Here is a 24,744-nt window from a genome sequence, read left to right as displayed (position 1 = left end):
CACGGGCGCATGCGCGCGGACCTCGTTCTCTATCATCCGGACTATACCGTCGGCCCCGGAATCACACCGGGTCTGCTGTCCCCGCCCGGCCGGAAGGCCGTGCGGGCGCTCGCGGGCTGATGCGCCATCGGTCCGAAGACCGGGTGCAAATACCGCCGGTGGGGACTTTCACCCCGCCCCGAGAACGTCAATTACCCGATCCCACGGACCGGAATGCGCTATTATTGGGAAGGAACGAACGAAAAAGCAAGGCTCGCGTTACGTCCCGCGCGCGGGGCTGCCCCACGGGCATTGAGGCACGCCCGTGTTGCGGTCCGGCAGGGCCGGAACAATGAACGGCAAGGACGTTGTCCTTGCCCCACCCAGGGGCATAGCCCTTTGGAAACCCAGAACATTACGAATGCAATGGGATGCGAGGGCCGGGGCCCTTGCCGGGTTCGGGCACAGTCCGGCCCGTCCTGCGGCTATGCCCCGGCCCTCGCGGGGTGGCTTGGGGTGGCGAAATTATCGGGGCGATGCACCGGTCGAACGGGTAATCTGATCCTGCGTCGCGTTCGCCCCCCGCGAAACGTTGTGACCGACCGAACTGACGTCCTGGCCGGCCCCGCGCATGGTGTTGCAGGCCGACAGTCCCGCCGACATGCCGAGCATCGCCACCGCCAGGAAAGCGGCGCGGCACAGGCCGGATGTCGGAAAACGGTCGTGGCTCATGGAAGCCTCCTTTACAGATTGATATCGTCCAAAAAACCCTGCGGACGGGGCAAAGTTCCCTCGGGACCCTTCCGGCCCCGTCCCGGCCCCCTTGCCCGAACGGAGATCCATGTCCCTGAGCGAACCCGCGATCATCGGCCTCTGCCTGCTGGCCCTCGCCGCCATATCGTTGCGTCTGTCGCAGAGGCGCCCTGCGGCGAACGGCCCGGCCGGGCGGCACGACCTGCCGACCTGGGCCATCTGCCTGTCCATCGTCGCCACCGAGACCTCGACCCTGACCGTCGTCAGCGTGCCGGGCGTGGCCTATGGCGGCGGCCTGGTATTCGTCGGGCTGGGCCTGGGGTATGTCATGGGGCGCATCATCGTGGCGTGGCTGCTGCTGCCGCTGTACATGCGCGCCGGGTTTTCCAGCGCCTACCAATATCTGGGCGAACGGTTCGGGCGCGGGATGCAGCGCCTGGCCTCGGCGGTCTTCCTGGGCACGCGGCTGCTGGCCGAGGGGGTGCGGCTGTTCGCCTCCACCCTGCCGATCTGCGCGCTGCTGGCGGCGGCGCACCTGCCCGCAGGGCCGCTGCCGGTCCTGATCGGGCTGACGGCGCTGACCGCCGCCTATACCGCGGCCGGGGGGCTGCGGGCCGTCGTCTGGTCCGACAGCATCCAGTTCGGCCTCTATACGCTGGGCGCCGTCCTGTGCGTCGGCCTGCTGCTGCCACATGCCGACCGGGCGGCGCTGGGGGCGGCGTGGCGAGCCGGACGCCTTGTGGTCTTCCACGGCGGCGGCGAGATCCTGACATCGCCCTATGCCCCGGCGACGGCGCTGGTGGGCGGGGCGATCATGTCCATGGCCTCGCACGGGGCGGACCAGCTGATGGTCCAGCGCGTGCTGGCGGCGCGGTCGCTGCGCGCGGCGCGGATCGCCATGGTCGGCAGCGGGGTGGTCGTCACCCTGCTGTTCGGCCTGCTGTCGGCGGTGGGCGTACTGCTGTGGATCCGCAATGGCGGGGCATCCCCGGCCGCACTGGGGCTGCGTTCGCCGGACGCGCTGTTCCCCGCCTTCATCGCCCGCGACCTGCCGCCGGTCCTGTCGGCGGTGCTGATCGCGGGCATCATCAGCGCCACGATGGGATCGCTGTCTTCGGCACTGAACGCGATGACCGGCTCGACCCTGGCGGACCTGCTGCCGGCTGCGGCATGGAGGGGCCGGATCGGGGCGGTGACGCTGTCGCGCGGCATCACCGTGCTGTGGGCGATGCTGCTGATCGGGGCGGCGTCGTGCTTTTCGAATACCGGCCGGTCGGCCGTGGTCTTCGGCCTGTCGATCGCCGGATATTCCTATGGCGCACTGCTGGGCGCGTTCCTGTTCGGGCTGCTGGTCCCGGGCGCGCGTCAGCGCGACGCGGTTCCGGCCTTCGTCGGTACGCTGGCCATCATGGCGGCCCTGATCCTGTTCGTGCATCCGGGCGGCCACGACATCGCCTTCCCGTGGCTGGTGCCGATCGGGGTGGCCGCGACCTTCGCCATCGGGCTGCTCTGCCGGCTGCGGCCAGGGCCGGCCTTTCGCGACGCGGCGGTCCGCCCTACGCTGGACCCGACGGAAATGGAGCACGAGACACGATGACCGGATCCAGCCGACGGACCATGCTGCGCCTGATGCTGGCCGCCGGCGGGGCCGGGATGGCGGGCGGCTGCGCGGCGGGCCGCACCGGCCCGCTCGCCCCCGCCGACTTCACCCCGGTCGACCGGCTGGTGGACCGTGCGATCGCCGACGGGCAGACCCCCGGAGCCGTCGTCGTCATCGGCCATGGCGGCCGGATCGTCCATCATCGCGCCTATGGGCGCCGCGCCCTGGTCCCGGCGATCGAGCCGCTGGACGAAGGCACGCTCTACGACATGGCGTCGCTGACCAAGCCGGTCGCGACCGCCGTCGCGGTCATGCAGTTCCACGAGGCCGGGGCCTTCCGGCTGGACGACCCCGTCTGCCGCTACCTGCCGGACTTCGCCCGGAACGGAAAGGCGGCGATCACGATCCGCCATCTGCTGACGCATTATTCCGGCCTGCCGCCCGACCTGGACCTGTCCACGCCCTGGAGCGGCTGCGACGAAGCCATTCGCCGGGTCATGGACACCCGCCCCGACCACCCGGCGGGCGAACGATTCGTCTACAGCGACATCAATTTCGTCACGCTGGGCCTGCTGGTGCAGCATTTTTCGCACGATACGCTGGACCATTACGTCCAGACCCGGGTCCTGGACCCGCTGGGCATGGCGCGCTCGCGCTTCCTGCCGCCGCCCGCCTGGCGGCCGTCCATCGCGCCGACGCAGTTCGACGACCACCATGTCATGCTGCGCGGCGTTGTCCACGATCCCACCTCGCGGCGCATGGGCGGCGTCGCGGGCCATGCCGGCCTGTTCTCGGATGCCGCCGACATGGCGGTCTATGCCCAGGCACTGCTGGATCGCCGCGCCGGACGGCCCAGCGCCTATCCGCTGAAGCCCGAGACCCTGGTGCTGATGACCACGCCGCAGCAGCCCCCCGGCCAGCAGGACCTGCGCGGCCTGGGATGGGACATCCACACCCATTATTCCACGCCGCGCGGCGACGTCTTCCCGGTGGGGTCGTTCGGCCATACCGGCTTCACCGGAACATCGCTGTGGCTGGATCCGGGCAGCGACAGCTATGTCCTGATCCTGACGAACCGGGTGCATCCCGAGGGCGGCCACAGCGTCGTGCGCCTGCGCCACGACGTCGCCACGGCGGCCGCGCGGGCCCTGCTTCCGGGTTCCTGATTCCGGCCCGTACGGAGAACCTGCGGTCACGGATTGTTTTCCGGTGTTTTCCTGCCATCCGGCATCCGGGGGCGGACCTGCGGCGTAATGCGGCATGAACCGGAGATCCCGCCGGGAGAGCGCACCCATGACCATCCCCGCCGCCCCTGCCCGCACCCGTCGTCCGGACACGGGGACCGGATCATGACCCCCGGCCCCGAGACGGATTTTCCGCCGCCCCCGCCGGGCTTCGTCGCCGTGCCCGACCTGGCCCCCGGCGGGTTCGATGCCGTGTCCGGCGGCTTCCTGGTCGGCGTGGAGGCCGGGCAACTGGTCGGCGGGTTCCGCGTCACGCCGTCCTGCTGCAATCGGGCGGGCCTCTGCCATGGCGGGAAGCTGGCCGGCGTCTGCGACGCCTACCTGGCAATGGCCGCCCTGTTCCGCGAGGATTTGCAGGGGGGCTTCCTGCCGACGGTGTCGCTGGGCCTGGATTTCATGGCGCCGGTACCCCGTGGCGTATGGGTCGAATTGCGGGCCGAGACGCTGCGCATCACGCGCAGCCTGGTCTTCGTCCAGGGACTGGTCACCGTGGAGGGCACTCCGGCCGCGCGCGCCGATGCGATCTACCACCGCCTGCCGCCGGGCGACGCGCCCGGCCCCGACATCGGCGCCCTGCTGCGCGGCCTTCTGGGCCATGCGACCACCACGCGCGGCGGCATGGCCCCATGACGTCGGATACCGACCGGCCCCCGATAAAAAAATTACCGGAAGGGGTTGTCGTTTCCCCGACACTCGGTTACACAGCGCCCCACAGCGCACCCGTAGCTCAATTGGATAGAGCACCAGACTACGAATCTGGGGGTTAGAGGTTCGAGTCCTTTCGGGTGCGCCAATCTCCTTGAAATTTCCGCATGGTATCAATCGGTCGGATGGATCGTTCCACCCGTCAGGGAACGGGTGTTCGCACCTACCTCGTCCGGTTGGCCAGGAATCGCATCGTCCCTGACATACTCTCGACCGTTTGAGATAAAAGACGGGTGTTTCTATATATCTCCGGAAGAGAATGCCGCTCCAGCTGAGCCAGAATCCTGGCGACGTTCTTTTCAAGGATGATCAAGCGCGCCTCGAGGGCTGAATTGTCCTGATTCTCGCGCATATTGGATCCCCATCGCTTTGCATGAGTTGAACCGACTACATTTTCTTATGCAGCAAGTGATGCGTTGGGGGCTTTGTATCGGGAGCCATTCGAACTCCGCGTTTCATATGCACCGACAGGACGCCAAATAGCAAGAAATCCGTCAGTCGGACACGCGCCCGTCGAACGGCGCCCCGTCTGGTCAATGGCCGGATTTGAGAGGCGTGTCCCTGATCGGGCCCAAGGGGCAAAACCCCTTGGACCCGGCATCGCCCCTGGATCCTGACGGAATGCTACAGGACCGGATCGAGGAACACGACGGTCGAGGCGCCGCCTTCGACCATGGTCTTGATCGCGTCGTTGAAGCGCTTGCCATGCGCCATGCCGATATGGGCCTCGAACGCGGCGGGATCGCGATAGGTCTCCTCCACATGGAAGAAGGCCGGGTCGCTTTCCAGGCGGTAGACCACAAAGCGTACGCAGCCGGGTTCAGCGCGCACATCACGCGTCAGATCCCGCAGCAGGCCGGCCAGCCGATCCTCCTGTCCTGGCAATGCACGCATGGTGGCGTAGAGGGATTTTTGCATCCGGTTTCACTCCCCGGGTCCTGAACGTTCGACCTCCGGACACCCTATCATGCCCCTGGCCCGAGAACCGGCAAAACCCGTCTGACCCTGAAGGCCGGATTACCGGACGGCCTCCTGATCCTCTTCGGGCAGGGCGCTGTTGTCGGTTTCGGGCGCGATCGTGAACAGCGCCAGCAACGCCAGCCCCAGCGCCGCGCCGGTAACGGCGAAGACCGGGGCCGTTCCGCCATGCGCGGCGATCAGGCCGACGCCGAACGCGCCGCCGATGGCCCCCAGACGGCTGATGCCCGACGCCAGGCCCATCGCAGTCGCACGGATACGGGTGGGAAACAGTTCGGGCGTATAGGCATACAAACCCGCGACCGCCCCGTTCAGCCCGGCCGAAAGCCCCATGGCCCCCGCCAGCAGGCCCGCGACGCCCTCCGCGCGGACCAGCAGCAGCGCCGACAGCGCGGCCAGCGACAGCGCGCCGATCATCACCCGCCGCCGCCCCAGCGGGCCATTCAGCCAGGCCGCCACGAAATAGCCGGGGACCTGCGCCGCGAAGATCAGCAGCGACAGGCCGAAACTGTCGGACAGATTCAGCCCGCGCTTCAGCAGCAGGCTCGGAATCCACGAGAAGAATCCGTAGAAAGAGAAGAAGAGCCATGTCCACAGCCACACGGACAGCAGCACCCGCGATCGCCATGGTGCCGACCACACGCCGGGGCCAACCGGCCGGCCCCCGTCCGCCCGGGGCCGGCCCGGGGGATGCGGATCGCAGGCCCCGCCACCGGCAAACGCCTGGAGGACCAGGCGCGCCTCCGCATCCCGGCCACGGATCTCCAGCCAGCGCGGGGATTCCGGCAGCGCGCGCCGCCACCACAGCAGCAGCAGGATCGGCAGGCCCGTCATCACCGATACCAGGCGCCACCCCTCCGGCGTGGCCGACACCACGAAGAAGCCGAGGCACGCAGCCAGGACGTAACCGAACGAGAAGAACCCGACCACCGCCCCGCACAGCCGTCCGCGCAGGCGTGCCGGCAGGAATTCGGCGATGTAGGGGATGATGACCACGGCCTCGGCCCCCGTACCGATGCCGCAGACCAGGCGCAGGGCGAAATAGCACCGCCAATCCTGCGCCAGGGCACTGAGGCATGACGCGACGCAATACAGTGCCAGGGCCGACATCATGATGCGTCGACGCCCGATCCTGTCCGCCAGGAAGCCCGACAGGAACGACCCGATCAGATACCCCTGCGACGTGCTGGAGGCGATCAGCCCCGCCTGCACCCCGGACAGATGCCAGGTCCCGCGCAGGACCGGTAGGAAGAACGCCAGGGACGAGCCGTCCAGCCCATCGAACAGATAGCCCAGCCCCCCGATCAGCAGCAGGCGGACATGGGCGCGCGACAGGGGCAATGCGTCGAGCATCGACGACATCATGACCGGCATGTCGCCCGTATCCGCCTGCCTGCCCATATTGCCCCTTGCCCGATTGCCGCGTCGTTCGTCCGACCGTGACAAGTTTGGAACGATCCGCCGGACCGATCCAGAGTACCGGCGCCACCGACCTTCGAATCCGTCTTGAAAAGGCCTTTTCCAACAGCCCCCTTATGATCGGGCCGGCATGGGAACACGCAGCCGCCTAAGCGGCGCGAACGTGACCAGGTTGCCCAGCAGGATCAGGACCACTCCGGTCGTCATGCCCGATGTCCAACGGGTCCCTTCGCAGACGACCGAGATCAGCAGCGCGACGACGGGCGACAGGATGGTGGTATAGGCCGCGCGGTCCGCACCGATCCGGTGCACCAGATGCAGATAGGCCAGGAACGCCACCACCGATCCGGGGACCGCAAGATACAGCAATGCCCCGATCCACGCGGGATCGGTCGATCCGGCAAGGGACGATCCACCCGCCAGAAGCCGGACGGCCAGGAACAGGCTCCCCCACACCATGCCGCGAAAGACCGCATTCGGCAGGTCGACGCCCGACGCCACGGCCCGGCGAGAGAGCATGTTGCCGCAGGAAAACAGGAACGTCCCGGTCAGGGCCAGCAGCGTTCCGATGGGCGAAATGCCGCCGACACCCGTCAGGCCGGTCAGGAACGCGATACCCATGATCGCGATCCCGCCGCCCAGAACGCTGCGCAGTCCGGGGCGATGGCCGAAGAACAGCCATTGGTTGAGCGTATTGAACAGGGTCGCCAGGCTGAAGATGACCGAGACGGTGCCGCTGGCCAGATAGGTTTCGGACCCGTAGATCGCCAGGAAATTGCAGGAAAACAGGCACGCCCCCATCGGGGCCAGCCATCCGTGAACCCGCAGCGGGACCCGGCGCAGCCGCCCCGACAGGAACAGCCACGCGCCCATCAGCAGGGACGCCAGGAAAAAACGCCAGAAAATGGCCGTTTGTGGGGTCGTCACGCCGACCTGGACATGAATGGCGAACCAGGTCGTGCCCCAGATCAGGACGACACCGAAGAACAGCAAGGCAAGCATGGCCGGACCCTTTCGCGCCGCGACATCCGCCCCGGCGGTGTCCGCGCGCCTACCTAGCGGCAAAAGCCGTCCGGATCGGCCGGCCGCTGTCATGATCCTGCTGTTTGTTGCGGTCCGCGTCGTTGAACCGGCCCGCCGGCGCTGTATGGTCGGGGACAGGACGCCACGATCCCGATCACAGACCCCGATCCCATGCGATGACCAGCCTGTCCGACCTGACCGTCTTTCGGTGCCTGCGCGACGCCGGCGTCTCGCTGCAGGCGTCGGCGCAGATCGGCGACGGACTGGCCATCGCGGTCTGGGACCGGAACGAGACCGCGTTCACCCGGTACGATACCCCCAACCACCATACCCTCAGCCTCTATCTTGAACATGGCATGGGTTTTCGCAAACGGCTGGACGGCGGATGGAAATGCAGCAACGGCGCGGGCGATCTGTGCCTGATGCCCGCCCGGGCGACCAGCGACTGGGACGTCAACGGGCCGGTCCGGATGTTCCATCTCTATATCGCGCCGCAGGCCTTCGATCGCGCGACATGCGAAATGTTCGACATGGACCCCGCCCGCGTCACCCTGCGCGAGGACGCCTATTTCAGGGACGGCCGGATCGAGGATGTGGTGCGGTCCGCCATCCTGCCGCTTCATTGGGCGCTTCCCGCGGACCGGGTGGCGGTCAGCCAGGCGGCGACGGGCCTCGTGGCGCGCCTGCTGGCCCACATGACCGACCGGCGCCCCGACCTGCCACGCCGGGGCGGCCTGTCCATGGCGGCATTCCGCCGGGTCGAGGCGCTGGTCGATGCCCACATGGACCGTCCCCATCCATCGACGATCTGGCCGGGGCGGCGGGGTTGAGCAGCTTTCATTTCGTGCGCGCGTTTCGCCAATCGCACGGCGAGACGCCGCATGCCTTCGTGACGCGCCGACGGATCGAACGCGCCCGGACCCTGCTGCGCACAGGCTGGCCCCCGTCACGGATCGCCGCCCTGTGCGGCTTCAGCAGCCATAGCCACCTGACCGCCCGCTTCCGGGCGCAGACCGGGCTGACCCCCACCGAATATGCCCGCCATCACGGACGCACGTCCGACGGCGGCCATCCCCCTTCCTAATCCTGCCGGACCTCCAGAAGCTTCCGCGCCTCCGCCGCCGGACAGGGACGACTGAAGAAAAATCCCTGGATTTCGGAACATTTCACCTGTTTCAGGTAATCGAACTGTTCCTGCGTCTCCACCCCCTCGGCGGTCGCCACGACGCCCAGGCTGCCGCACAGGCCGGTGATCGCCCGGACGATCGCCCCGCCGTCCCCCATGCCGTTGCCCATGTCGCGGATGAAACTGCGGTCGATCTTGATCCGGGTGAAGGGCAGGCTATGGAGGAAGCTGAGGGAGGAATAGCCCGTCCCGAAATCGTCCAGTGCGATCTGCACCCCCATGTCGCGCATCTGGCGCAGCACGCGGCCCGCATGGGGCACGTCGTCGATCATCGCGGTTTCGGTAATTTCCAGTTCCAGCCGCGTCGCATCCAGTCCCGAACACGCCAGGGCCAGCTTCACGGTTTCGACCAGCCCACCATGCCGGAACTGGGCCGCCGACACATTGACCGAGATGACGGTATCCGCCGGCCATCCGACCGCCTCGCGGCATGCGGCGTCCAGCGTCCAGACGCCGATGTCGTACATCAGGCCCATGCTTTCCGCGACAGGGATGAAGTCCCCGGGCGCCACCAGGCCGCGCGTGGGGTGGCGCCAGCGAATCAGGGCCTCGAAACCGATGATCCGGTTGGTCTGGAGATTCAGGAACGGCTGGTAATGCAGGATGAATTCGTCCCGCTCCAGCGCAAGGCGCAGGTCGCGCTCCAGGTCCATGCGCAGGCGCCGCGCCGTGTCCATGTCCGGATCGTAGAAACGGATGCGGCTGGCATCCCCATCCTTGGCGTGCTGGAGCGCGATGTCCGCATTCCACATCAGGGTGTCGCGATCCGCGCCGTCCATCGGGAAGCGAACGATGCCGATGCCGACACCGACCGTGACCTCATGCCCCAGAACGGCAATCGGTCGCGTCAGGGCGGTGCGCAGGCGGTGCGCCAGGGCATGGATCCCGGCCTCGTCCTGGGCCGAATGCACGACGATCGCAAATTTGTTGCCGCGGATATGCGCGCCCAGGTCGGATTGTCCCAGGATCGCCCGCACACGACCGGCGGCGATCCGCAGCAGTTCGTCGCCTGCCGCGTGTCCCATCGTGTTGTTGACGCGCTTGAATCCGAAAAGGTCGAAATAAAAGACGGAAAACCGGCTTTCCGGCCGCGCGCAATGCAGGTTCAGGTGCCGCTGCAAGCCATGCAGGTTGGCAAGGGCCGTCACCGTATCATGCTGTTCGAGATAGGTAGCACGGCCTTCCGCCTGCCGCCGGGGGGTCATGTCGTCGCAGGTCACCACATGCCGGCCGTCCGGCAGCGCGAAACACGACAGAAGGACCGAACGATCCAGGCGCCGGGTTTCGATCGTCCAGTCGCGCAACCCCTCCGGCCCCGGGGCACGGTCCTGGTGCACGGCCAGCGCCTCGCCCCCGTTGCCGGGGACGCCCACCACGTCGGCCAGCACCTGGTCGCAGGACGTCCCATGCCGAAGACAGTCCTCCGGCAGGCCGAGAATGGCGCCGAAGCGGGCATTGCAATAGACAAGCCCGCGGTCGGTTCCAAATAACGCAACCCCTTCGGACATTTTTCGCAGAATAATGTCCAGCGTCGTATCCACCGGGCAGTGCGCGCCGGTCGGCAGCTTCCGGACGGTCAGGTCGCGGATGAGGGCAACGGCCCCGGCCGTCGGCTCGCCCGGGTCGTCGGTAAAGGCATGGACAACGACATGCGCGCGGAAACGGCTGCCATCCTTGCGCCCGACCACGCCGGTCCGTTCGCCCCGGCCCCTGTCCCACGCGGCCTCCTGCGCCTGCGACGGCAAGCCTGTCCCGCCCTGGTCGGACGGAAAGAGATCGGAAAAGGGTCGGCCGAGGATATCGGCCGCCCGATAGCCCGAGATCCGCTCGGCATCCGCACTCCAGCCCGTGACGTTTCCGGCACGATCCAGAAGACAGACGAAATGGTCAGGCAGGATCGAGGCCGGGGCAAGGCCGACCGGCACCTGGCAGAGGAACAGCGATGAATCCGTCAGGAACGCCATGTCCATCCATTCGATCCAGATTCTCGCCGTTTCACCGTGAAGACATGCGCGCCGACGAAAGAAATCGATAGCCTGCGCGCAGGGTCGGCGACAGATCCGCCTGCGCCGAGGGAATGCCCCCGATACGTGTCGTCACATGACGGAAAGGACCAACGGGAGGACGCAACGCATGCCAGGACCGGCCAGTCGCATGATGTCCTCGACGGGCGCGCGGGCACATCCATCCCCCCACCGAAACTCCGCCAGGATGCCCGCATGTGACGGCAACACTCCGAAAAGATTAGGGACAACAGATCAGGAAAGTCAATACGATATGGAAATATGCCCCGCTTCCCCCCGACGGACGCCGATACCGGACGGTGGTTCATGCCGGACGATCCATGACAAGGCGGCCCAGGAAAATACGAAACTGTTACAATAGGCACAAGTCTCGGAAACTCAAGGCCTTCTTCTTCTATGACGTGCCGGACGGCGCGACCCGCGCCGCCTTCCACGCGGCCTCCAGCGCATCGGGCAGCGTGTCGTGGAAGGCGCTCCATTGCGGCGCGACGCCGGGCAGGCCGGTCGCGGCGCGCCAGCGCAGGAGCCCATCGGCATCCGCCACCTTCTCGATCCGGATGGCCCAGTCATCCGGTATGCGCGCCATCAGGCGGGCCAGGCGCCTTTCGGGTGTCAGCGGCGTCGCGTAATTATGGGACATGGGTCGGCCCTCCTGGCCCGACAGACTGGCCGGTTCGGGGGGTCGAAACAAGACGGAGGCGCCATGCCCTGTTGCACCCCGCGCCGCGATTGGCTTCAACGCCGTAACCGCCACCGTCAGGAAGGAGCCCCATCCTTGTCCCCCTTTCCCGCCCTGCTGCCCGACCAGCCCGTCGACAGCGTCGCCCATCTGATCCAGACCGCGCTGACCCCGGTCTTCATGCTGTCGGGCATCGGCACGCTGCTGAACCTGTTCAACACGCGCCTGGCCCGCGTGTCCGACCATATCGAGAAAGCGACCGAAAACCTGGATCAGACCAGCAGTGCCACGCAGCGCCGCCGCCTGCACCGGCATCTGACGCATCTGCATCGCCGTACCCTGCTGCTGGACGCCGCCATCCTTCTGGGCGCGATCGGCGGGGCGTCGGCCTGCGGCGCCGCCTTCGTCCTGTTCCTGGGCAGCCTGCGGGATTCCGCCGTCGCCTGGTGGCTGGTCCTGATGTTCGGCGTCGCGCTGACCTGCACGGTCGGCGCGCTGGGCATGTTCCTGTGCGACAGCGTGGCGGCCTGGCACGGGCTGCGCATGACGACGTCCTGGGCACGCGTGCCCAAGGCGAAAAGCTGACCGGCATCCCTGGACGAACCGGCCTGCATTTCGGATGGCGGTCCCCAGGCGCGGCCGCTATGACGGCATTCCGCCACCGACGCGCCTACACAGGCGGGCATTTTTTCGATCACATCGGCGAATGACCTGAATTTAGGCAAATTGCACAAAATATGCGCCATTTGCGGTCCCTCTTCCGGGCCCTCACGATGGTCGCCCAAAATCACATCACAATTCCCTGCGACCTATTCCGCTGGCGCAGCTTAGTAATGGACCCGATGTCTACAGAATGAACAGAATATTCATGGTTCGTTTACTATGCGTTTTTTGGCTACCAGCCCTCCTATTCTTTTGTGTTGCACGGCGCCGAGATTCGGTGTTGGTTCCCGCCCCAACACCAACCCATAGGATTTTGGATAATGCTTATTCACGAAATCGGTAACCTTGTCGCCAACTCGATGGGCGTCGCGTCGTTCCTGCCGCTGGTTGCCTTTCTGCCGATCGTCGCCGCCCTGATGGTCGCCACCGCCGTGTCCGACCGCGTCGCCTGACGTCCGCGCCGCCCCGGCAGGGTCACCCCCTGCCCGCGGCACGTTTGACATGCCCATCGGTACGGTCCCCGACCGTCCCCCCCTGCCCCTATGGCAGGATCACGACCTGGCCCGCGCCCTATGGCGTGCCATCGGCCGGATCGACGGCATAGGCCGACAGATCCAGTTCCCGCCGCACCACGCCGCGTTCGCGCAGGAAGGCCATGAACGCCCGGTAGCGCCGGCCGTTCAGCACCGCCGGCTGCTTGCATACGCGCGGCAGGATCGCCGTCCAGGCGGCGCGATTCAACGGCGTGTCCAGTTCCGGATGGTCGTGGAGCGCCTGCGTCAGGATCATGTCGGGATGGTTCAGCAGGGTATTCGTCCCCTCTTCCAGCGCCGCCATGAACCGGACGATTTTTGGGTCGTGCGCATGGTCGCGCGCCGCGACGAAGATCAGTTCGTCATTCAGCGGCACCCCGTGTTCCTCGGGGTAGAATGCGACCGGCGAGACGCCCTTCTGCTGCAGGTCGATCAATTCATAGGTCCGGGTCGCGCCGATCACGGCATCGACCGAATGCGACATCAGCGCCTGTTCCAGCTGGAAATTCACGTTGACCTGCCGCACATCCGACAGCGACAGCCCGACGGACCCCAGCATCGTCGCCAGCACGGCGTCGTCGACCCCCGCCATCGAGATCCCGATCGTCCGCCCTTTCAGGTCGGCCAGCGAACGGATCCCCGGCGCCGCGATCAGGGTGTCCAGCGGCGTGTCGATCAGCGTGCCGACCCGCAGCAGGGGAATCCCCTGTTCCGCCAGCATGCCCAGCTGCGTCTGGTAGGAAATGGCCAGGTCCGCCTGCCCCGCCGCCACAAGCCGCGCCGGCGATCCGGGGTCGGCTGGCGCGATCAGCCGGACCTGCACCCCATGACGGCGGAACGCGCCGCTGTACTCCGCCGCCAGCAGGGCGGCGTGATCGGCGTTGAGGAACCAGTCGAGGATGACCGTCACGGTTTCCGGCGTGCTTTCCGGCGCATCCGCACGTGCCACGGGTCCGGTCACGACCATGGACAGCACGATCGCAAGACCCGTTAGCAGACGCAGCAGCTTTTTCATCATGTCGGCTCCGGTCGGTAAGGGGTCAGAACGCGCTCGAACCGGTCAGCAACATCGCGAAGCCGCCGCCGACATAATAGGTCGGGGCCTCGCCCGCGATCGTCGTGCCGTACCGGCCGGTGGCATCGCGTGCGTTGAAGGTCGGATTGGCGACGCCGGACAGATAATGGCTGTCGGTGATGTTGATGAAGTTCAGGCGGAATTCCGGATGCCGCGCCACGCCGATCGACGACATCCGGTATCCCAGCGTCAGGTTTCCGGTCGTATGGTCGGGCATGCGTTCGTCGTTCATGAATGTCGCATATTGATGGCCGACATATTTGACGCTGGCCATGCCGAAGAACGTGCCGTCATCATAGGTCAGGCCGATCGCGGCCTGCAGCGACGGGCTGCGCACGGCCGTCTTGCCCCGGGTGGGCAGCAGGTCGCCATCCACCGCCATGTCGTTGTCGATCGTGGCATGCAGGTATTCGCCGGACACATACGGGCTGAAGTGGTGCCAGGGCCGCAACCCGGCCTCGACATCGATGCCGCGCGACGTCTGGCCGCCGGCATTGACGGTCGATCCGATCAGCGATCCGTTATGCGACACCACCGTCTGGATCTGGCGGTTCGTAAAATTGTAGTTGAAGAACGTGACGCTGCCGATCACCCGGTTCCCGGCATAGCGGTAGCCGACTTCCTCGGAAATCGAATATTCGTTGCGCAACGTATTGTTGGCCGTATTGACCAGCGCCCCGCTGGACGGATCGTAGGCATCGTACAGCGAGGATTCCGCCGGGGCGCGAAAATTCGTGCTGACGCTGGCAAAGATCTGATGCCGTGGATCGATCTGGAACCGCGCGCCCAGCCGGGGCAGCGGCTCGGCCACGTTCATGGTCGACCGGTATTGGGGTCCGGGCAGGTTGTTCGTGCCGTCGCGCGACAGCATGACCTCCTTGAATCCGGCCTCGATCGTCAGGCGCTGGTTCAGGAAGGACATCGTGTCGCCCACGAACAGGGCGCTGACCTGCGAGATCGTGTGGTTGTCCCCGCCCAGGAGCTGCCGCCCGTCGGGCAGCAGGATCGTGCCTTTCGCCGAATCCGCCCAGATGTTTCCCGGATGGCCGTTCGCCGGCAGCAGCGAGAAGGGCTGGGTTTCGGTGTCGTCCGAATAATCGTACCAGTACCCCATCGTCAGGCGATGACGCCCCAGCCGCCAGTCCAGCGCCGAGGTAAAGCCGGTACGGTAGCTGGACTGGGTATAGTCCGCCATGACCGTCGCCATGCCGTCCTGCGCGCCGGGGATGGACACGGCGTAAGGCAGCGCCTCCGTCCCCTGCCAGTTGCCGGTGGTGGACAGCACGGTGCCCCCGGGGGCATTGCCATATCCCCACTGCGCATAGGGCGTCACCGACAGGTGCAGCGCACGCGTCAGCGTGAAGCGCGACGGCGCCGCGACATAGAACAGGCGATACGGGTCCTGGTACAGCCGCCAGTAATCCGTCCCGGCGGCCGCATTTGAAGGATCGTAGGTGCTGGCATAATTGTTCGGGCCGGACACGCCATAGGCATGCCAGTCGGCCATGTCGATCTGGGGATAGTTGCTGGTCACGGCGTCGTTCCAGGTGCCCAGCACCGACACCCGGTTGCCGTCCCCCCACTCCTTCACCGCCTTGAAATCGATATGCTGGCGCCGGTCGCGTCCCGACCCGCGCCAGTTGCTGGTCTCGCCATGGGAATAGGACACGAAAGCGCGGATGCCGCTGTGCCCGATCTCGCCGGTGTCGACCCGGGCGAATTCCCGGTCGGTATGATACGACCCGTAGGACGCATCGACCATCCCGCCGGCGTCGTGCGACGGGTCGCGGAAGCGCAGGGACATCAGCCCGCCCGACGCATTCAGGACAGGGCTGTCCAGGTCCGCCGCCCCCTGGGCCAGGGCAATCTGGTCATAATTCTCGTTATCCGCGAACTGGCCCGGATAGCCGGAATAATAGGCGATGTCGTTCAGCGGCATCCCTTCCAGCACGTAGCCGATGGCATCGCCGGACAGGCCGCGTACGGTGATGTTGGTCTGCGCGGCGAACCCCAGCGGGTCCGACGAACTGACATTCGCCCCCGGCAGCAGGGCGACCATGTCGAACGCGCTGGAGGTCGGGGCCTGACGGGCAATGGCGTCCGCCGACAGGGTGCTGACCGACCGCGTCGCGGTTTCGGGCCGGATCAGGCCGCCGCCGGGCTGGTTGCCGATATGCCCGTTCGCGGTGGCGAAGGTGCCGTCGCCGGTCACCACGATCCGTTCGCCCGCAGGATGGCGGGCAGACGCGCCCGCGGACGCGGACGACGACCCGGACGACGCGGCCGGTACGGTGGAGACCGAGACAGGGGCCGCCGGAGCGGACGCCGCCCCGGCCAGGGCCGGGATATGGGACAGGACAAACACGCCGGACAGCGTGCGCGCATGTCTGCGCATGCGTTTCATGATGATCTCCCTTCGCTGGCATGACCCAGATCAGGTGCAACGGGTTTGATCTCAGTCCGCATGTGCGGACACCCCGGTTCATTGCGATAGATGATGGAAGGGAGGATGCCGCGTCAAGATGCGACGATCCGACGGGGGGCCAACAGGTCGTGTGGTCGGTGTTTTTTACGTGAAATCCCCTGATGCTGTCTTCAAACAGGGGGGCGTCCCCCCATATTTCCGTCATCGGGGGAACACTTCACCCCCGGCAGGAGGGTCCCATGTTCAGGGGATTTCACCGGTACGGGCGCGACGGTACATATCGCGCCAGACCACTTACGTTCTGGGATTTCATCGGGGTTCTGGGGCTGGCAGTGGCATTCGGGCTGTCGACCGCGCTGATTTTCTTCACCGGATGATCGCAGCCCTCACCCCGCCCGCCGGGATCAGGGGGACGAGGGGCCGAACAGGCCGATATCCAGATGCTTGCCCGTCGAATAGTTCAGGCCCGTGACGCGGCCGAATTCGATGGCATCCAGCCCGTCCTGGCGCAGGCGGGCGTGAAAGACGGGTTCATCCTTGCGATCGACCAGCGCCAGGCCGCAGGCCCGGTTGTCACGCAGCAGGTCGGCCGCCCCGGCGGGGCCGACCAGCGCCGTGTTCTGGCCCACCAGGAACACCAGGCTGGGTTCGGAGTACGAGGCCGAGGCCACGATCGTGTCCGGACAGGGCCGATAGTCGTCCACCAGCGCCGCCAGTCGGGGACTGAGCCAGATCGTCTGCAGGTTCGGGATCACCGTCAGGAACAGCCCGACATGGATGATCGTCGCCGCGCCGATCGCGCTCAGCGCCGCCCGCAGGGCCTCGCCCCGCAGCAGCAACCATAGCGCAACCCCCATCAGCGGCAGTGCCCCGGCAGGGACGATCAGCGCCGCCAGGTCGATCACATGCTCCAGCCGCCACAGCAGGACCGGACCCGCCAGGCAGAGCGCCACCCCGATCGCGAACCAGAGCGTCCCGTAGACCGCAAGCGCACCCCGGCCCCACCGGCTGACCGGCCAGGACCAGCGCGCCGGCATCGTCAGGAGCGCGGCGGCGGTCAGCAGGGCGATCGCCGGATAGGTCGGCAGGACGTAATGCGGCAGCTTGGTCGCGATCGCCTCGAACACCAGCCAGTGCGGCACGATCCAGCACAGCAGGAACCGCACCGACGGCAGGTGCCGGCGCGTCCATACGAACGGCAGCGCCATCGCCGCGAAGATCGACCCCGGCCAGAATGCGATGGCGAAGACCGCCAGGTGATAGCCCGGCGGCAGTCCGTGCGCCTGCTGGCCGCTGGCGACCTTGCCGAGGAAATTGGTCCCCACGGCACGGGAAAAGAAATCGCCGTGGCTGAGGATGCCAATGGCGACGCACCAGGGCAGGACGATCGCCAGCATCAGCGCCCATCCCCAGGACGGCCGCAGCCGCCGCCACCAATCCGTCCGCCGCTCCACCAGCGCCAGCGCCAGCGGCGTGCCGAAACCCGGGATCAGCACCACGGGCCCCTTCAGCATCAGCCCGGCCCCCAGCGCCGTCCAGTACAGCAGGGCGGCGGAGAGCGGCGTCGGCCGGTCCCGTTCCCGGTCCAGATAGGCGCGCAGCAATCCGGTTTCGGCCAGCAGGACCGCCAGCAGCAAGGTGGTGTCGATCGTCGCCATCCGGCCCTCGGCCGTCATCAGGACCGAGACCGCCAGCAACGCCGCCGCCAGCAGCCCGCTGGCCGGCCCGAACAGGGTGGCCCCGATCCACGCCGTCAGCACGACCGAGGCCGTCACGGCCAGCAGCGAGGGAATGCGATAGGCCCAGGCCGCCTTCTGCCGCAGCGTGCCGGTCGCAGCGACCGACGCGGCCTCCAGCCAGTAGATCCCGGCCGGTTGCAGGTAGCGCGGACGATCCTGGAAGCGGACGTCGATGAAATCGCCGCTGCGCAGCATCTGCGCGCTGGCTTCCATATAACGGGGTTCGTCGCGGTCCAGCGGCGGCAGGGTCGCCCGCCCGGGCAGGAAGATCAGGAACGCGCACAGCGCGAGCAGCACATAATGGCGCAAGGTCAGCCGCGTCATCCGCTACGCCTCCTCAGGAACTGTTTCAAAAACGGGCCTGCCATACCAGAGGGCCGCGCAGCCGCACGCCCGGCGCGTGTTTTCGCGCACCGGAGCGCAGGGGAACGCGTGTCGGATCGCAGGCCCATCCGCTTTTGAAACAGCCTCTCAGCGTTCGATGACGCGGTGGGGCAGCCTCGTGCGGTTGTTCAGCCACATCACGCCCAGAAGATCCCGGATGCCGACCAGCGCCCGGTTCAGGTTCGTGTATTTGGAATGCCCGTGCAGGCGGTTGCGATGGCGTACGGGCTGGCACAGCAGCGGTACGCCATACCGGCCCATCAGCGAGGGCAGGAAGCGATGCAGCCCCTCGAACTGCGGCAGGCGCAGGAAATCGTCACGCAGGAACAGCTTCATCGGCGCGCCGGTATCCGGGCAGCCATCGCGCAGCAGGCGCCGACGCAGCCCGTTGGCCAGCCGCGTCGCCACCCGCCGCGACAGGGTGTCCCGCCGGCGCAGCCGCACGCCCACGACAAGAGGGGGCCGCCCTGTCGCAGCCAGGGCCAGGTCCAGCATGACGGCGATTTCGGTGGGGTCGTCCTGGCCGTCGCCGTCGATGGTCGCGATCCAGCGACCGCGCGCAGCCTCGATCCCGGTGCGCAGGGCCGCCGACTTGCCCAGGCGGCGATCGTGGCACAGCACCCGCAAGCCGGTCAGGATGCCTTCCTGGCGGACCGCCAGCAGGGCATCGACGGTCCCGTCCGTGCTGCCGTCATCGACGAAGACGAATTCGCATTCCGGCAGGGCCTGGCAGGCCTCGGCCATTTCGATGCAGACGGGACGGATATTGTCCACCTCGTTCAGGACCGCCGCCACGATGGTGAGGACGGGGTCCGGACGGGCGGAAGGAATGGGCGCGGTCAGAAACTGCGCCCCTTCAGGCGGCGTGCCGGGTCAGGGCCGACGGCAGGTCGGCGATGGCCCGGTCGACGATCGCCACGCCGGCCTCGGCCGGCAGGGCCGCCGCCAGGGCATCGCGCGTCGCCTGCATGGCGACGTCGATCGCCGCCAGGCGGACCTCGCGCACCGCACTGCGTTCAGAGGCCGCTATCCGGTCGCGGGCCATCTGCTCGCGTCGGCTGGCGACGGCCTCGGCTTCCTTGCGGGCTGCCTCGGCGATGCGCGCCGCCTCGGCCAGCGAATGCTCCACCAGGGCGCGGGCCTCGGCCAGGGCCAGTTCGCGTTCCCGCGTGGCGTCCTCGAGCATCTGCTCGGCCTCGCGGCGCAGGCGCGCGGCTTCGTCCAGGTCGGCGCGGATGCGGGCGGCCCGGCCGTCCAGTGCCGTGACCAGAGGCGTCCAGACCTTCTTCCCGAACAGGACGAAGAACAGAACGAAGGCGACGGCCGACCAGAAACGGGGTTCGTGCAGCATGGTCTTTGGACCTGTTCCTATTGCGCCCCGGTCAGAAACCGCGGGCCGTCGCGGCGTCGTTCACCCGGCTGGCGAGCACGTCGCCCGGAACCGAGGTACCCGACACCTGATGAACCAGAACCTGCGCCGTCTCGCCGGCGATCTGACGCAGGGATCCCAGGGCCTCGGCACGGGCGGCGGCGACGCGCGCCTCGGCCTGGCGGATATCCTCCGCCAGACGGGCGTTCATCTCCTGCGTCTGGCGCAGGGCGGCCACACGGGCGTCCTCGACCACCTTCTCGACATTGGCCTGCGCCTCGGCCATCGCCGAACGGCGGGCCTGGTGCAGGTCGTCGACCGCGGCATCGGCGTGGGCCTTGGCGCGGCGGGCGATATCCAGGTCGTTCTCGATCGTCAGGCGACGGGTGGCGAGAACCTTCTCGACCTTCGGCAGGGCCGAGCGGCTGAGAAGCAGATACAGCACCAGGAAGATGACGCCGCCCCAGATCACCTGGCCGGTGACGAGGGGGTTGGCGAAATCAAGCTGCGGCATGCCCACGGCGCGCGCGCCCGGCGCGACCATGGCCATCAGCGGCAGGGCCAGCGCGGACGACGTCGCAAGCGACGCCGCCTTTCGGGTGATCGACACCGCGGAACGTGCCACGTCGGCCTCCGATACTCAGACGAACAGGATCAGGAAGGCAATCAGCAGGGCGTACAGGGCCACGGCTTCCGTCAGGGCGAAGCCCAGCATGCCCAGGCCGAACACGTGCGGACGCGCGGCCGGGTTGCGGGCGATGCTGCTGACCAGCGTGGAGAAGATGTTACCCAGGCCGATGCCGACGCCGGCGAGGGCGATAACGGCGATACCGGCACCAATTTCCCGGGCTGCAGCGATGTCCATAGCGAGGCTTTCCTTGTTTGTTCAGGCGTTCAGGTGGGGCTGGGGATAGGCCGCGATCAGTGTGCGACCGCCTCCCGCAGGTAGATGCAGGTGAGGATCGCGAACACGTAGGCCTGGAGCGCACCCACCAGCAATTCGAGCGCCATCAGCGCGATATTGATGACCACCGGTCCGACGGCGAGCACGTCGCCGACCAGCCCGAGCCCGGCCAGCATGATCGTGAAGGCGGCGAACATCTCCAGCATCACGTGGCCTGCCACCATGTTGGCGAACAGACGGATCGACAGGCTGACGGGACGGGAGAGGAACGAGAGGATCTCGATCGGCACCAGCAGCGGCGCCAGGGCGACCGGCGCGCCGGCGGGCATGAAGTGCGCGAAGAATTTCGCGCCCTGGACCTTGAGCGAAACGACGACCGAGAGGACGAACACCAGCAGCGCAAGCGCGAGCGTCACGGCGACATGGCTGGTGAACGCGAAGGAAAAAGGCAGCAGGCCGAGATAGTTGCCGGCCAGGATGAAGAAGAACAGGGTAAAGACGAACGGGAAGAAGGCCCGGCCTTCCGCGCCGATCGTGTCGACGGCCATGTTGTAGATGAAATCGTAGCAGATTTCCGCCGCCGATTGCAGGCGGCCCGGCACGACGGCGGCGGGACGCATGCCGACATACAGGAATGCCAGCACCAGGGCGGACGCGACGATCATCATGACCGGCGACTGGCTGAAGCGCAGCGACTGCCCGAGTCCGCCCAGGACGGGGTGGAGTTCGAACTGACCGAGTGCGTCGATGGTGGATCCGGCCGCCAACTTCGTCTTCCCTATACCGTTCCGGTCCCTGTCACGGGCCCGGCTTGTCCCCCGGCGTGTCCTGCGGCCTGACGAGACGCCAGACATTCAGCACGCCCGCAGCGCCACCCAGGAACGTAAACAGGATCAGGAACGCCGGGCGGTAGCCCAGCCATCGGTCCAATCCCCATCCGATGGCGACACCGACCACCAGGGCCGATACCATCTCGGTGCCCGCCCGGAGGACAATCCCCAGGTCGGACATGTCGCCCCCCGCCGCCTTCGGCTGCGTCGCCCGGTCCGGCTTGTGCCGATCCTGGGCCTGTCGCAACCTGCGGTCGAAGGACTCTCGGGAGCTGTCCGGATCCTTACCCAAATTTCACACCTCCAGGCGGGTGCAGGCGCTAGCTAACGGGGCCACAATAAGCTGTCAAGCAAACGCTGGTGTTTCCGGTTCAGGAAAACAGCCATCTTTCGCAATGAGTCCCCTCGGGCGCAGAGGCTGCGGCATGCATGGACGGATCGACCGACCCGGGCGGCGGGTCCGCGACCGCGGGTCGCCCGCGATCATGCATATATTACATTTCTGCCCCGCAGGTTCCGCATGAAATCGCCGACCCCGGCTTCCCGTCGATCAGGGCCGGGAGGTGGCACCCGGAATGTCGTCATAGGCGGCGCTGCCGGGAAAGGCGCCTGCCGCCGGCGCATCCGCCGGCGCGACGCGGATCGTCTGGCCGGGCGCGGGCCCGATGTCACGTGCGTCGATCGCCCGCCCCAGCGCGCCCGTGCTGCCATTGCCCACGGCATGGAGCGTGCGCCCCGGCTGCAGCCACGCCGACAGGCGCGCGGCCTCGGCCGGCGCCAGGTACACGACGCCGTAATCCTGCATCACCGCGCCGATCAGCTGGCCATGCAGGGAATAAAGCGGCGCCCGCACGGTGCCGGTCACGACGATGTCCGGCCCGCTGGTCGGCGTGGGCAGCCGGACCGAGGTCGCGCCCGCATCCTCGACCCGCCGCCCGCGGGGGCTGGTCACCGCATAGGCGCGGACGATCGGCAGTTCGCGGCCCTTCAGGCCGCTGACGGAAATCCGGTCGCCCGGCTTCACGATGCTGGCGACGGCCAGGCCGAGTTCGTGCGAGCACAGGATCTCGGTCCCGTCGGTCAGCATCAGGCCGTCGACGTCCCCCGCCGGCGTCGGCAGGTACTGGGCGACAACGCCCGTCGTCACCGGCAGCGGCGCGAAATCATAGGCGGACACCGGGTGGCTTTCCTGCGCCGCCATCGGCGCAACCGGCGCGGCCGCCCTGGCGAACGCTCCGTGGGACACGAACAGCCCGGCGGCCGCCAGAAGGCAGGAAGCCGGAAGAAGGGGGAAACGACGGGAAATGTCCATGCCAGTGCTCGTCTCTGTCGTCTTGCGTCCGTCCCGACGGGGACGCGGCCGGGCGGGCAGTGAAATGGATCCTGCCCCGCCCGGCAATCCCCGCCGCCGGGGGATCAGTGCCGGAAGTGACGCATACCTGTGAACACCATGGCGACGCCCGCGCGGTCGGCCGCGGCGATGACTTCGTCGTCACGGATCGACCCGCCAGGCTGGATCACCGCGGTGGCGCCGGCCGCGATCGCGGCCTCCAGCCCGTCGGCAAAGGGGAAGAACGCATCGGACGCCACAACGCTCCCGGTCGTCAGCGGCTGCTCCAGGCCGGCGGCCTTCGCGGCCTCCGCGCCCTTGACCGCGGCGATCCGGGCGGAATCCACGCGGCTCATCTGCCCGGCGCCGATCCCGGCCGTCGCCTGCCCCTTGGCATAGACGATGGCGTTCGACTTCACATGCTTGCCGACGCGGAAGGCGAAGATCAGGTCCGCCATTTCGGCCTCGGTCGGCGCGCGGGCTGTCACGATCTTCAGGTCGGCGGGCGCGATCCGGCCGTTGTCGCGCGTCTGGGCCAGGAAGCCGCCGGCGACCGAACGGATCGTGACGCCGCCTTCGGCCGGGTCGGGCATCGCGCCCGTCAGCAGCAGGCGCAGGTTCTTCTTCTTCGCCAGGATGGCGCAGGCCTCGTCGGTCGCATCCGGGGCCACGATGACTTCGGTGAAGATCGCGGCGATCCGCGACGCGGCCTCGGCATCCAGCGTGCGGTTCAGGGCCACGATCCCGCCGAAGGCCGAAACCGGGTCGCAGCGCAGCGCCAGGTCCCACGCCGCCGCCAGCGTGTCGGCGGTGGCGACGCCGCAGGGGTTGGCATGCTTGACGATGACCACCGCCGGGCCGTCGAACTCCGCCACGGCCTCGAACGCCGCGTCGGTGTCGTTCAGATTGTTGTAGGACAGGGACTTGCCCTGCACCTGCCGCGCGGTGGCGACGCCGGGGCGCGTGCTGCCGTCGGCGTAGAAGGCCGCGTGCTGATGCGGGTTCTCGCCATAGCGCAGGCTCTCGCGCCGCAGGCCGGCCACGGTCAGGCGATCAGGCAGGATGTCGCCGCGCCGGGCCGCGAACCAGGTCGCGATGGCGGAATCATATGCGGCGGTGCGGGCATAGGCGGCGCCCGCCAGCGCGCGCCGCGCCGCCAGTGTCGTGCCGCCGGCGGCCAGCGCCTCGATGACGGCCGGATACTGGGCCGGATCGGTCAGCACGGCGACATGGTCATGGTTCTTGGCCGCCGCGCGGATCAGGGCGGGCCCGCCGATATCGATGTTCTCGATGCAGTCCTCTTCCCCCGCGCCGGAGGCCACGGTGGCCTCGAACGGGTAGAGGTTCACCGCGACCAGGTCGATCGGCGCGATGCCGTGCGCGTCCATCTGCGCCAGGTGCGCGGGCAGGTCGCGGCGGCCGAGGATGCCGCCATGGATCTGCGGCACCAGCGTCTTGACGCGGCCATCCAGGATTTCCGGGAAGCCGGTATGGTCCGAGACCTCGGTCACCGGCAGGCCGGCCTCGCGCAGCGCCTTGGCCGACCCCCCGGTCGACAGGATTTCCGCGCCATGGGCGATCAGGGCCCGGGCAAGATCGAGCAGTCCCGTCTTGTCGGAGACGGAAATCAGGGCGCGCCGGACCGGCACGGGCGTCTGGGTCATCGGGGGCGACCTTTCATGAAGGGGCGGAATGCAAAGCCCGCGTCCCTTATCCAACCCGGACCGCAGGGGCAATCTTCCCGTGCAAGATTCAGACGTGCGAAAGGAATGATGAGGCCAGACAAAGGCGTCGCCCTTGTCCCATCAAAGGGCTTAGCTCTTTGGAAACCCCAGATTTTATAAAAAGACGGAATGCAAGGGCCGAGGCCCTTGCCGGGTTCGGGCAGAGCCCGACCTGTAG

General features: G+C 67.5%; 25 protein-coding genes, 1 tRNA gene and 2 riboswitches. Of the genes, 9 read left to right on the top strand and 17 right to left on the bottom strand.

Features of this window, described 5'->3' with window-relative positions; genetic code table 11:
- Positions 1–20: 20 nt before the first annotated feature.
- Positions 21–190, bottom strand: a riboswitch (FMN riboswitch).
- Positions 191–504: 314 nt separating this feature from the next.
- Complete coding sequence (locus HLH28_RS10620; RefSeq protein ID WP_220790035.1) at positions 505–711, bottom strand: entericidin A/B family lipoprotein; 207 nt, start codon at positions 709–711, stop codon at positions 505–507.
- A 109-nt stretch (positions 712–820) separates the two neighbouring features.
- On the opposite strand from HLH28_RS10620, the gene HLH28_RS10615 reads away from it, so the two are divergent.
- From HLH28_RS10615 to HLH28_RS10600, 4 genes are all read left to right on the top strand, one after another.
- Positions 821–2,329, top strand: coding sequence for a sodium:solute symporter (locus tag HLH28_RS10615; protein WP_182958697.1), 1,509 nt, complete (start codon positions 821–823; stop codon positions 2,327–2,329).
- Complete coding sequence (locus tag HLH28_RS10610; RefSeq protein ID WP_408869836.1) at positions 2,326–3,498, top strand: serine hydrolase domain-containing protein; 1,173 nt, start codon at positions 2,326–2,328, stop codon at positions 3,496–3,498. Before HLH28_RS10615 ends, HLH28_RS10610 begins: the two co-directional genes overlap by 4 nt.
- A gap of 183 nt (positions 3,499–3,681) precedes the next feature.
- The gene (locus HLH28_RS10605; RefSeq protein ID WP_182958694.1) at positions 3,682–4,206 is read left to right on the top strand and encodes a PaaI family thioesterase; all 525 of its coding nucleotides are present in this window, start codon (positions 3,682–3,684) and stop codon (positions 4,204–4,206) included.
- Between the two features lie 86 nt (positions 4,207–4,292).
- Positions 4,293–4,369 (top strand) — tRNA-Arg (locus tag HLH28_RS10600).
- A gap of 536 nt (positions 4,370–4,905) precedes the next feature.
- Here the strand turns inward: HLH28_RS10600 and HLH28_RS10595 are convergent.
- From HLH28_RS10595 to HLH28_RS10585, 3 genes are all read right to left on the bottom strand, one after another.
- Complete coding sequence (locus tag HLH28_RS10595; RefSeq protein ID WP_182958690.1) at positions 4,906–5,199, bottom strand: putative quinol monooxygenase; 294 nt, start codon at positions 5,197–5,199, stop codon at positions 4,906–4,908.
- Between the two features lie 99 nt (positions 5,200–5,298).
- Complete coding sequence (locus tag HLH28_RS10590) at positions 5,299–6,633, bottom strand: MFS transporter (RefSeq protein WP_220790034.1); 1,335 nt, start codon at positions 6,631–6,633, stop codon at positions 5,299–5,301.
- 159 nt (positions 6,634–6,792) lie between these two features.
- Positions 6,793–7,680, bottom strand: coding sequence for a DMT family transporter (locus tag HLH28_RS10585; RefSeq protein ID WP_182958688.1), 888 nt, complete (start codon positions 7,678–7,680; stop codon positions 6,793–6,795).
- Positions 7,681–7,877: 197 nt separating this feature from the next.
- On the opposite strand from HLH28_RS10585, the gene HLH28_RS10580 reads away from it, so the two are divergent.
- Together HLH28_RS10580 and HLH28_RS18095 are read left to right on the top strand one after the other, a co-directional pair.
- The gene (locus HLH28_RS10580) at positions 7,878–8,531 is read left to right on the top strand and encodes an AraC family transcriptional regulator (protein WP_246395954.1); all 654 of its coding nucleotides are present in this window, start codon (positions 7,878–7,880) and stop codon (positions 8,529–8,531) included.
- A complete protein-coding gene (locus HLH28_RS18095; protein ID WP_246395952.1) occupies positions 8,528–8,785 on the top strand; it encodes a helix-turn-helix transcriptional regulator in 258 nt (85 codons plus the stop codon). The genes HLH28_RS10580 and HLH28_RS18095 overlap by 4 nt, the downstream gene beginning before the upstream one ends.
- Here the strand turns inward: HLH28_RS18095 and HLH28_RS10575 are convergent.
- Together HLH28_RS10575 and HLH28_RS10570 are read right to left on the bottom strand one after the other, a co-directional pair.
- Entirely contained in the window at positions 8,782–10,857 is a 2,076-nt protein-coding gene (locus tag HLH28_RS10575; protein WP_246395950.1) for a putative bifunctional diguanylate cyclase/phosphodiesterase, read from the bottom strand. The genes HLH28_RS18095 and HLH28_RS10575 overlap by 4 nt on opposite strands.
- Positions 10,858–11,305: 448 nt before the next feature.
- The gene (locus HLH28_RS10570) at positions 11,306–11,551 is read right to left on the bottom strand and encodes a hypothetical protein (RefSeq protein ID WP_182958685.1); all 246 of its coding nucleotides are present in this window, start codon (positions 11,549–11,551) and stop codon (positions 11,306–11,308) included.
- A gap of 135 nt (positions 11,552–11,686) precedes the next feature.
- Here HLH28_RS10570 and HLH28_RS10565 point away from each other — a divergent pair, with 135 nt between their 5' ends.
- Both HLH28_RS10565 and HLH28_RS18265 read left to right on the top strand, forming a co-directional pair.
- Positions 11,687–12,175, top strand: a complete 489-nt coding sequence (locus HLH28_RS10565) for a DUF2721 domain-containing protein (RefSeq protein ID WP_246395948.1) — start codon at positions 11,687–11,689, stop codon at positions 12,173–12,175.
- 398 nt (positions 12,176–12,573) lie between these two features.
- A complete protein-coding gene (locus tag HLH28_RS18265) occupies positions 12,574–12,705 on the top strand; it encodes a hypothetical protein (protein WP_275943725.1) in 132 nt (43 codons plus the stop codon).
- 118 nt (positions 12,706–12,823) lie between these two features.
- On the opposite strand, the gene HLH28_RS10560 is transcribed toward HLH28_RS18265, so the two are convergent.
- Together HLH28_RS10560 and HLH28_RS10555 are read right to left on the bottom strand one after the other, a co-directional pair.
- Positions 12,824–13,801: an ABC transporter substrate-binding protein gene (locus HLH28_RS10560; RefSeq protein ID WP_182958826.1), complete on the bottom strand. Its 978-nt coding sequence runs from the start codon at positions 13,799–13,801 to the stop codon at positions 12,824–12,826.
- 25 nt (positions 13,802–13,826) lie between these two features.
- Complete coding sequence (locus HLH28_RS10555; RefSeq protein WP_246395946.1) at positions 13,827–16,265, bottom strand: TonB-dependent receptor; 2,439 nt, start codon at positions 16,263–16,265, stop codon at positions 13,827–13,829.
- Positions 16,256–16,351, bottom strand: a riboswitch (TPP riboswitch). (Overlaps the previous gene by 10 nt.)
- A gap of 174 nt (positions 16,352–16,525) precedes the next feature.
- Between HLH28_RS10555 and HLH28_RS10550 the strand changes: the two genes are divergently transcribed.
- Entirely contained in the window at positions 16,526–16,663 is a 138-nt protein-coding gene (locus HLH28_RS10550; protein ID WP_182958679.1) for a hypothetical protein, read from the top strand.
- Positions 16,664–16,690: 27 nt separating this feature from the next.
- Here the strand turns inward: HLH28_RS10550 and HLH28_RS10545 are convergent, their stop codons facing one another.
- The 9 genes from HLH28_RS10545 to purH all read right to left on the bottom strand — a co-directional run bounded on the left by HLH28_RS10545 (position 16,691) and on the right by purH (position 24,506).
- Entirely contained in the window at positions 16,691–18,349 is a 1,659-nt protein-coding gene (locus HLH28_RS10545) for an ArnT family glycosyltransferase (protein WP_182958677.1), read from the bottom strand.
- Positions 18,350–18,496: 147 nt separating this feature from the next.
- A complete protein-coding gene (locus HLH28_RS10540) occupies positions 18,497–19,252 on the bottom strand; it encodes a glycosyltransferase family 2 protein (protein ID WP_220790043.1) in 756 nt (251 codons plus the stop codon).
- 13 nt (positions 19,253–19,265) lie between these two features.
- Positions 19,266–19,760 (bottom strand): F0F1 ATP synthase subunit B family protein, encoded by a 495-nt coding sequence (locus tag HLH28_RS10535; protein ID WP_182958674.1) that lies wholly within the window; start codon positions 19,758–19,760, stop codon positions 19,266–19,268.
- Between the two features lie 31 nt (positions 19,761–19,791).
- Positions 19,792–20,403 (bottom strand): F0F1 ATP synthase subunit B family protein, encoded by a 612-nt coding sequence (locus HLH28_RS10530; RefSeq protein ID WP_182958672.1) that lies wholly within the window; start codon positions 20,401–20,403, stop codon positions 19,792–19,794.
- Between the two features lie 15 nt (positions 20,404–20,418).
- Entirely contained in the window at positions 20,419–20,643 is a 225-nt protein-coding gene (locus HLH28_RS10525; RefSeq protein WP_012224283.1) for an ATP synthase subunit C family protein, read from the bottom strand.
- A gap of 56 nt (positions 20,644–20,699) precedes the next feature.
- The gene (locus tag HLH28_RS10520) at positions 20,700–21,449 is read right to left on the bottom strand and encodes a F0F1 ATP synthase subunit A (RefSeq protein WP_182958669.1); all 750 of its coding nucleotides are present in this window, start codon (positions 21,447–21,449) and stop codon (positions 20,700–20,702) included.
- Positions 21,450–21,480: 31 nt separating this feature from the next.
- Positions 21,481–21,804 (bottom strand): AtpZ/AtpI family protein, encoded by a 324-nt coding sequence (locus HLH28_RS10515; protein WP_182958666.1) that lies wholly within the window; start codon positions 21,802–21,804, stop codon positions 21,481–21,483.
- Positions 21,805–22,062: 258 nt separating this feature from the next.
- Entirely contained in the window at positions 22,063–22,824 is a 762-nt protein-coding gene (locus HLH28_RS10510) for a hypothetical protein (RefSeq protein ID WP_182958664.1), read from the bottom strand.
- A 104-nt stretch (positions 22,825–22,928) separates the two neighbouring features.
- Entirely contained in the window at positions 22,929–24,506 is a 1,578-nt protein-coding gene (gene purH / locus HLH28_RS10505) for a bifunctional phosphoribosylaminoimidazolecarboxamide formyltransferase/IMP cyclohydrolase (RefSeq protein ID WP_182958661.1), read from the bottom strand.
- Positions 24,507–24,744: the final 238 nt, after the last annotated feature.

The organism is Gluconacetobacter tumulisoli (genome assembly GCF_014174155.1).
GTDB lineage: Bacteria > Pseudomonadota > Alphaproteobacteria > Acetobacterales > Acetobacteraceae > Gluconacetobacter > Gluconacetobacter tumulisoli.
The sequence above is the reverse complement of the archived record's forward strand: the minus strand, read 5'-3'. Positions and strand labels throughout refer to the sequence as shown.

Excerpts from the sequence above, each read along its gene's own strand:
- HLH28_RS10535 (WP_182958674.1), bottom strand. The coding sequence starts at position 19,760 with ATGCTGCACGAACCCCGTTTCTGGTCGGCCGTCGCCTTCGTTCTGTTC.
- purH (WP_182958661.1), bottom strand. The coding sequence starts at position 24,506 with ATGACCCAGACGCCCGTGCCGGTCCGGCGCGCCCTGATTTCCGTCTCC.
- HLH28_RS10585 (WP_182958688.1), bottom strand. The coding sequence starts at position 7,680 with ATGCTTGCCTTGCTGTTCTTCGGTGTCGTCCTGATCTGGGGCACGACC.
- HLH28_RS10555 (WP_246395946.1), bottom strand. The coding sequence starts at position 16,265 with ATGAAACGCATGCGCAGACATGCGCGCACGCTGTCCGGCGTGTTTGTC.
- HLH28_RS10595 (WP_182958690.1), bottom strand. The coding sequence starts at position 5,199 with ATGCAAAAATCCCTCTACGCCACCATGCGTGCATTGCCAGGACAGGAG.
- HLH28_RS10620 (WP_220790035.1), bottom strand. The coding sequence starts at position 711 with ATGAGCCACGACCGTTTTCCGACATCCGGCCTGTGCCGCGCCGCTTTC.
- HLH28_RS18265 (WP_275943725.1), top strand. The coding sequence starts at position 12,574 with ATGCTTATTCACGAAATCGGTAACCTTGTCGCCAACTCGATGGGCGTC.
- HLH28_RS10525 (WP_012224283.1), bottom strand. The coding sequence starts at position 20,643 with ATGGACATCGCTGCAGCCCGGGAAATTGGTGCCGGTATCGCCGTTATC.
- HLH28_RS10560 (WP_182958826.1), bottom strand. The coding sequence starts at position 13,801 with ATGAAAAAGCTGCTGCGTCTGCTAACGGGTCTTGCGATCGTGCTGTCC.
- HLH28_RS10550 (WP_182958679.1), top strand. The coding sequence starts at position 16,526 with ATGTTCAGGGGATTTCACCGGTACGGGCGCGACGGTACATATCGCGCC.
- HLH28_RS10605 (WP_182958694.1), top strand. The coding sequence starts at position 3,682 with ATGACCCCCGGCCCCGAGACGGATTTTCCGCCGCCCCCGCCGGGCTTC.
- HLH28_RS10570 (WP_182958685.1), bottom strand. The coding sequence starts at position 11,551 with ATGTCCCATAATTACGCGACGCCGCTGACACCCGAAAGGCGCCTGGCC.
- HLH28_RS10610 (WP_408869836.1), top strand. The coding sequence starts at position 2,326 with ATGACCGGATCCAGCCGACGGACCATGCTGCGCCTGATGCTGGCCGCC.
- HLH28_RS10615 (WP_182958697.1), top strand. The coding sequence starts at position 821 with ATGTCCCTGAGCGAACCCGCGATCATCGGCCTCTGCCTGCTGGCCCTC.
- HLH28_RS10545 (WP_182958677.1), bottom strand. The coding sequence starts at position 18,349 with ATGACGCGGCTGACCTTGCGCCATTATGTGCTGCTCGCGCTGTGCGCG.
- HLH28_RS10590 (WP_220790034.1), bottom strand. The coding sequence starts at position 6,633 with ATGCCGGTCATGATGTCGTCGATGCTCGACGCATTGCCCCTGTCGCGC.
- HLH28_RS10575 (WP_246395950.1), bottom strand. The coding sequence starts at position 10,857 with ATGGACATGGCGTTCCTGACGGATTCATCGCTGTTCCTCTGCCAGGTG.
- HLH28_RS10510 (WP_182958664.1), bottom strand. The coding sequence starts at position 22,824 with ATGGACATTTCCCGTCGTTTCCCCCTTCTTCCGGCTTCCTGCCTTCTG.
- HLH28_RS10580 (WP_246395954.1), top strand. The coding sequence starts at position 7,878 with ATGACCAGCCTGTCCGACCTGACCGTCTTTCGGTGCCTGCGCGACGCC.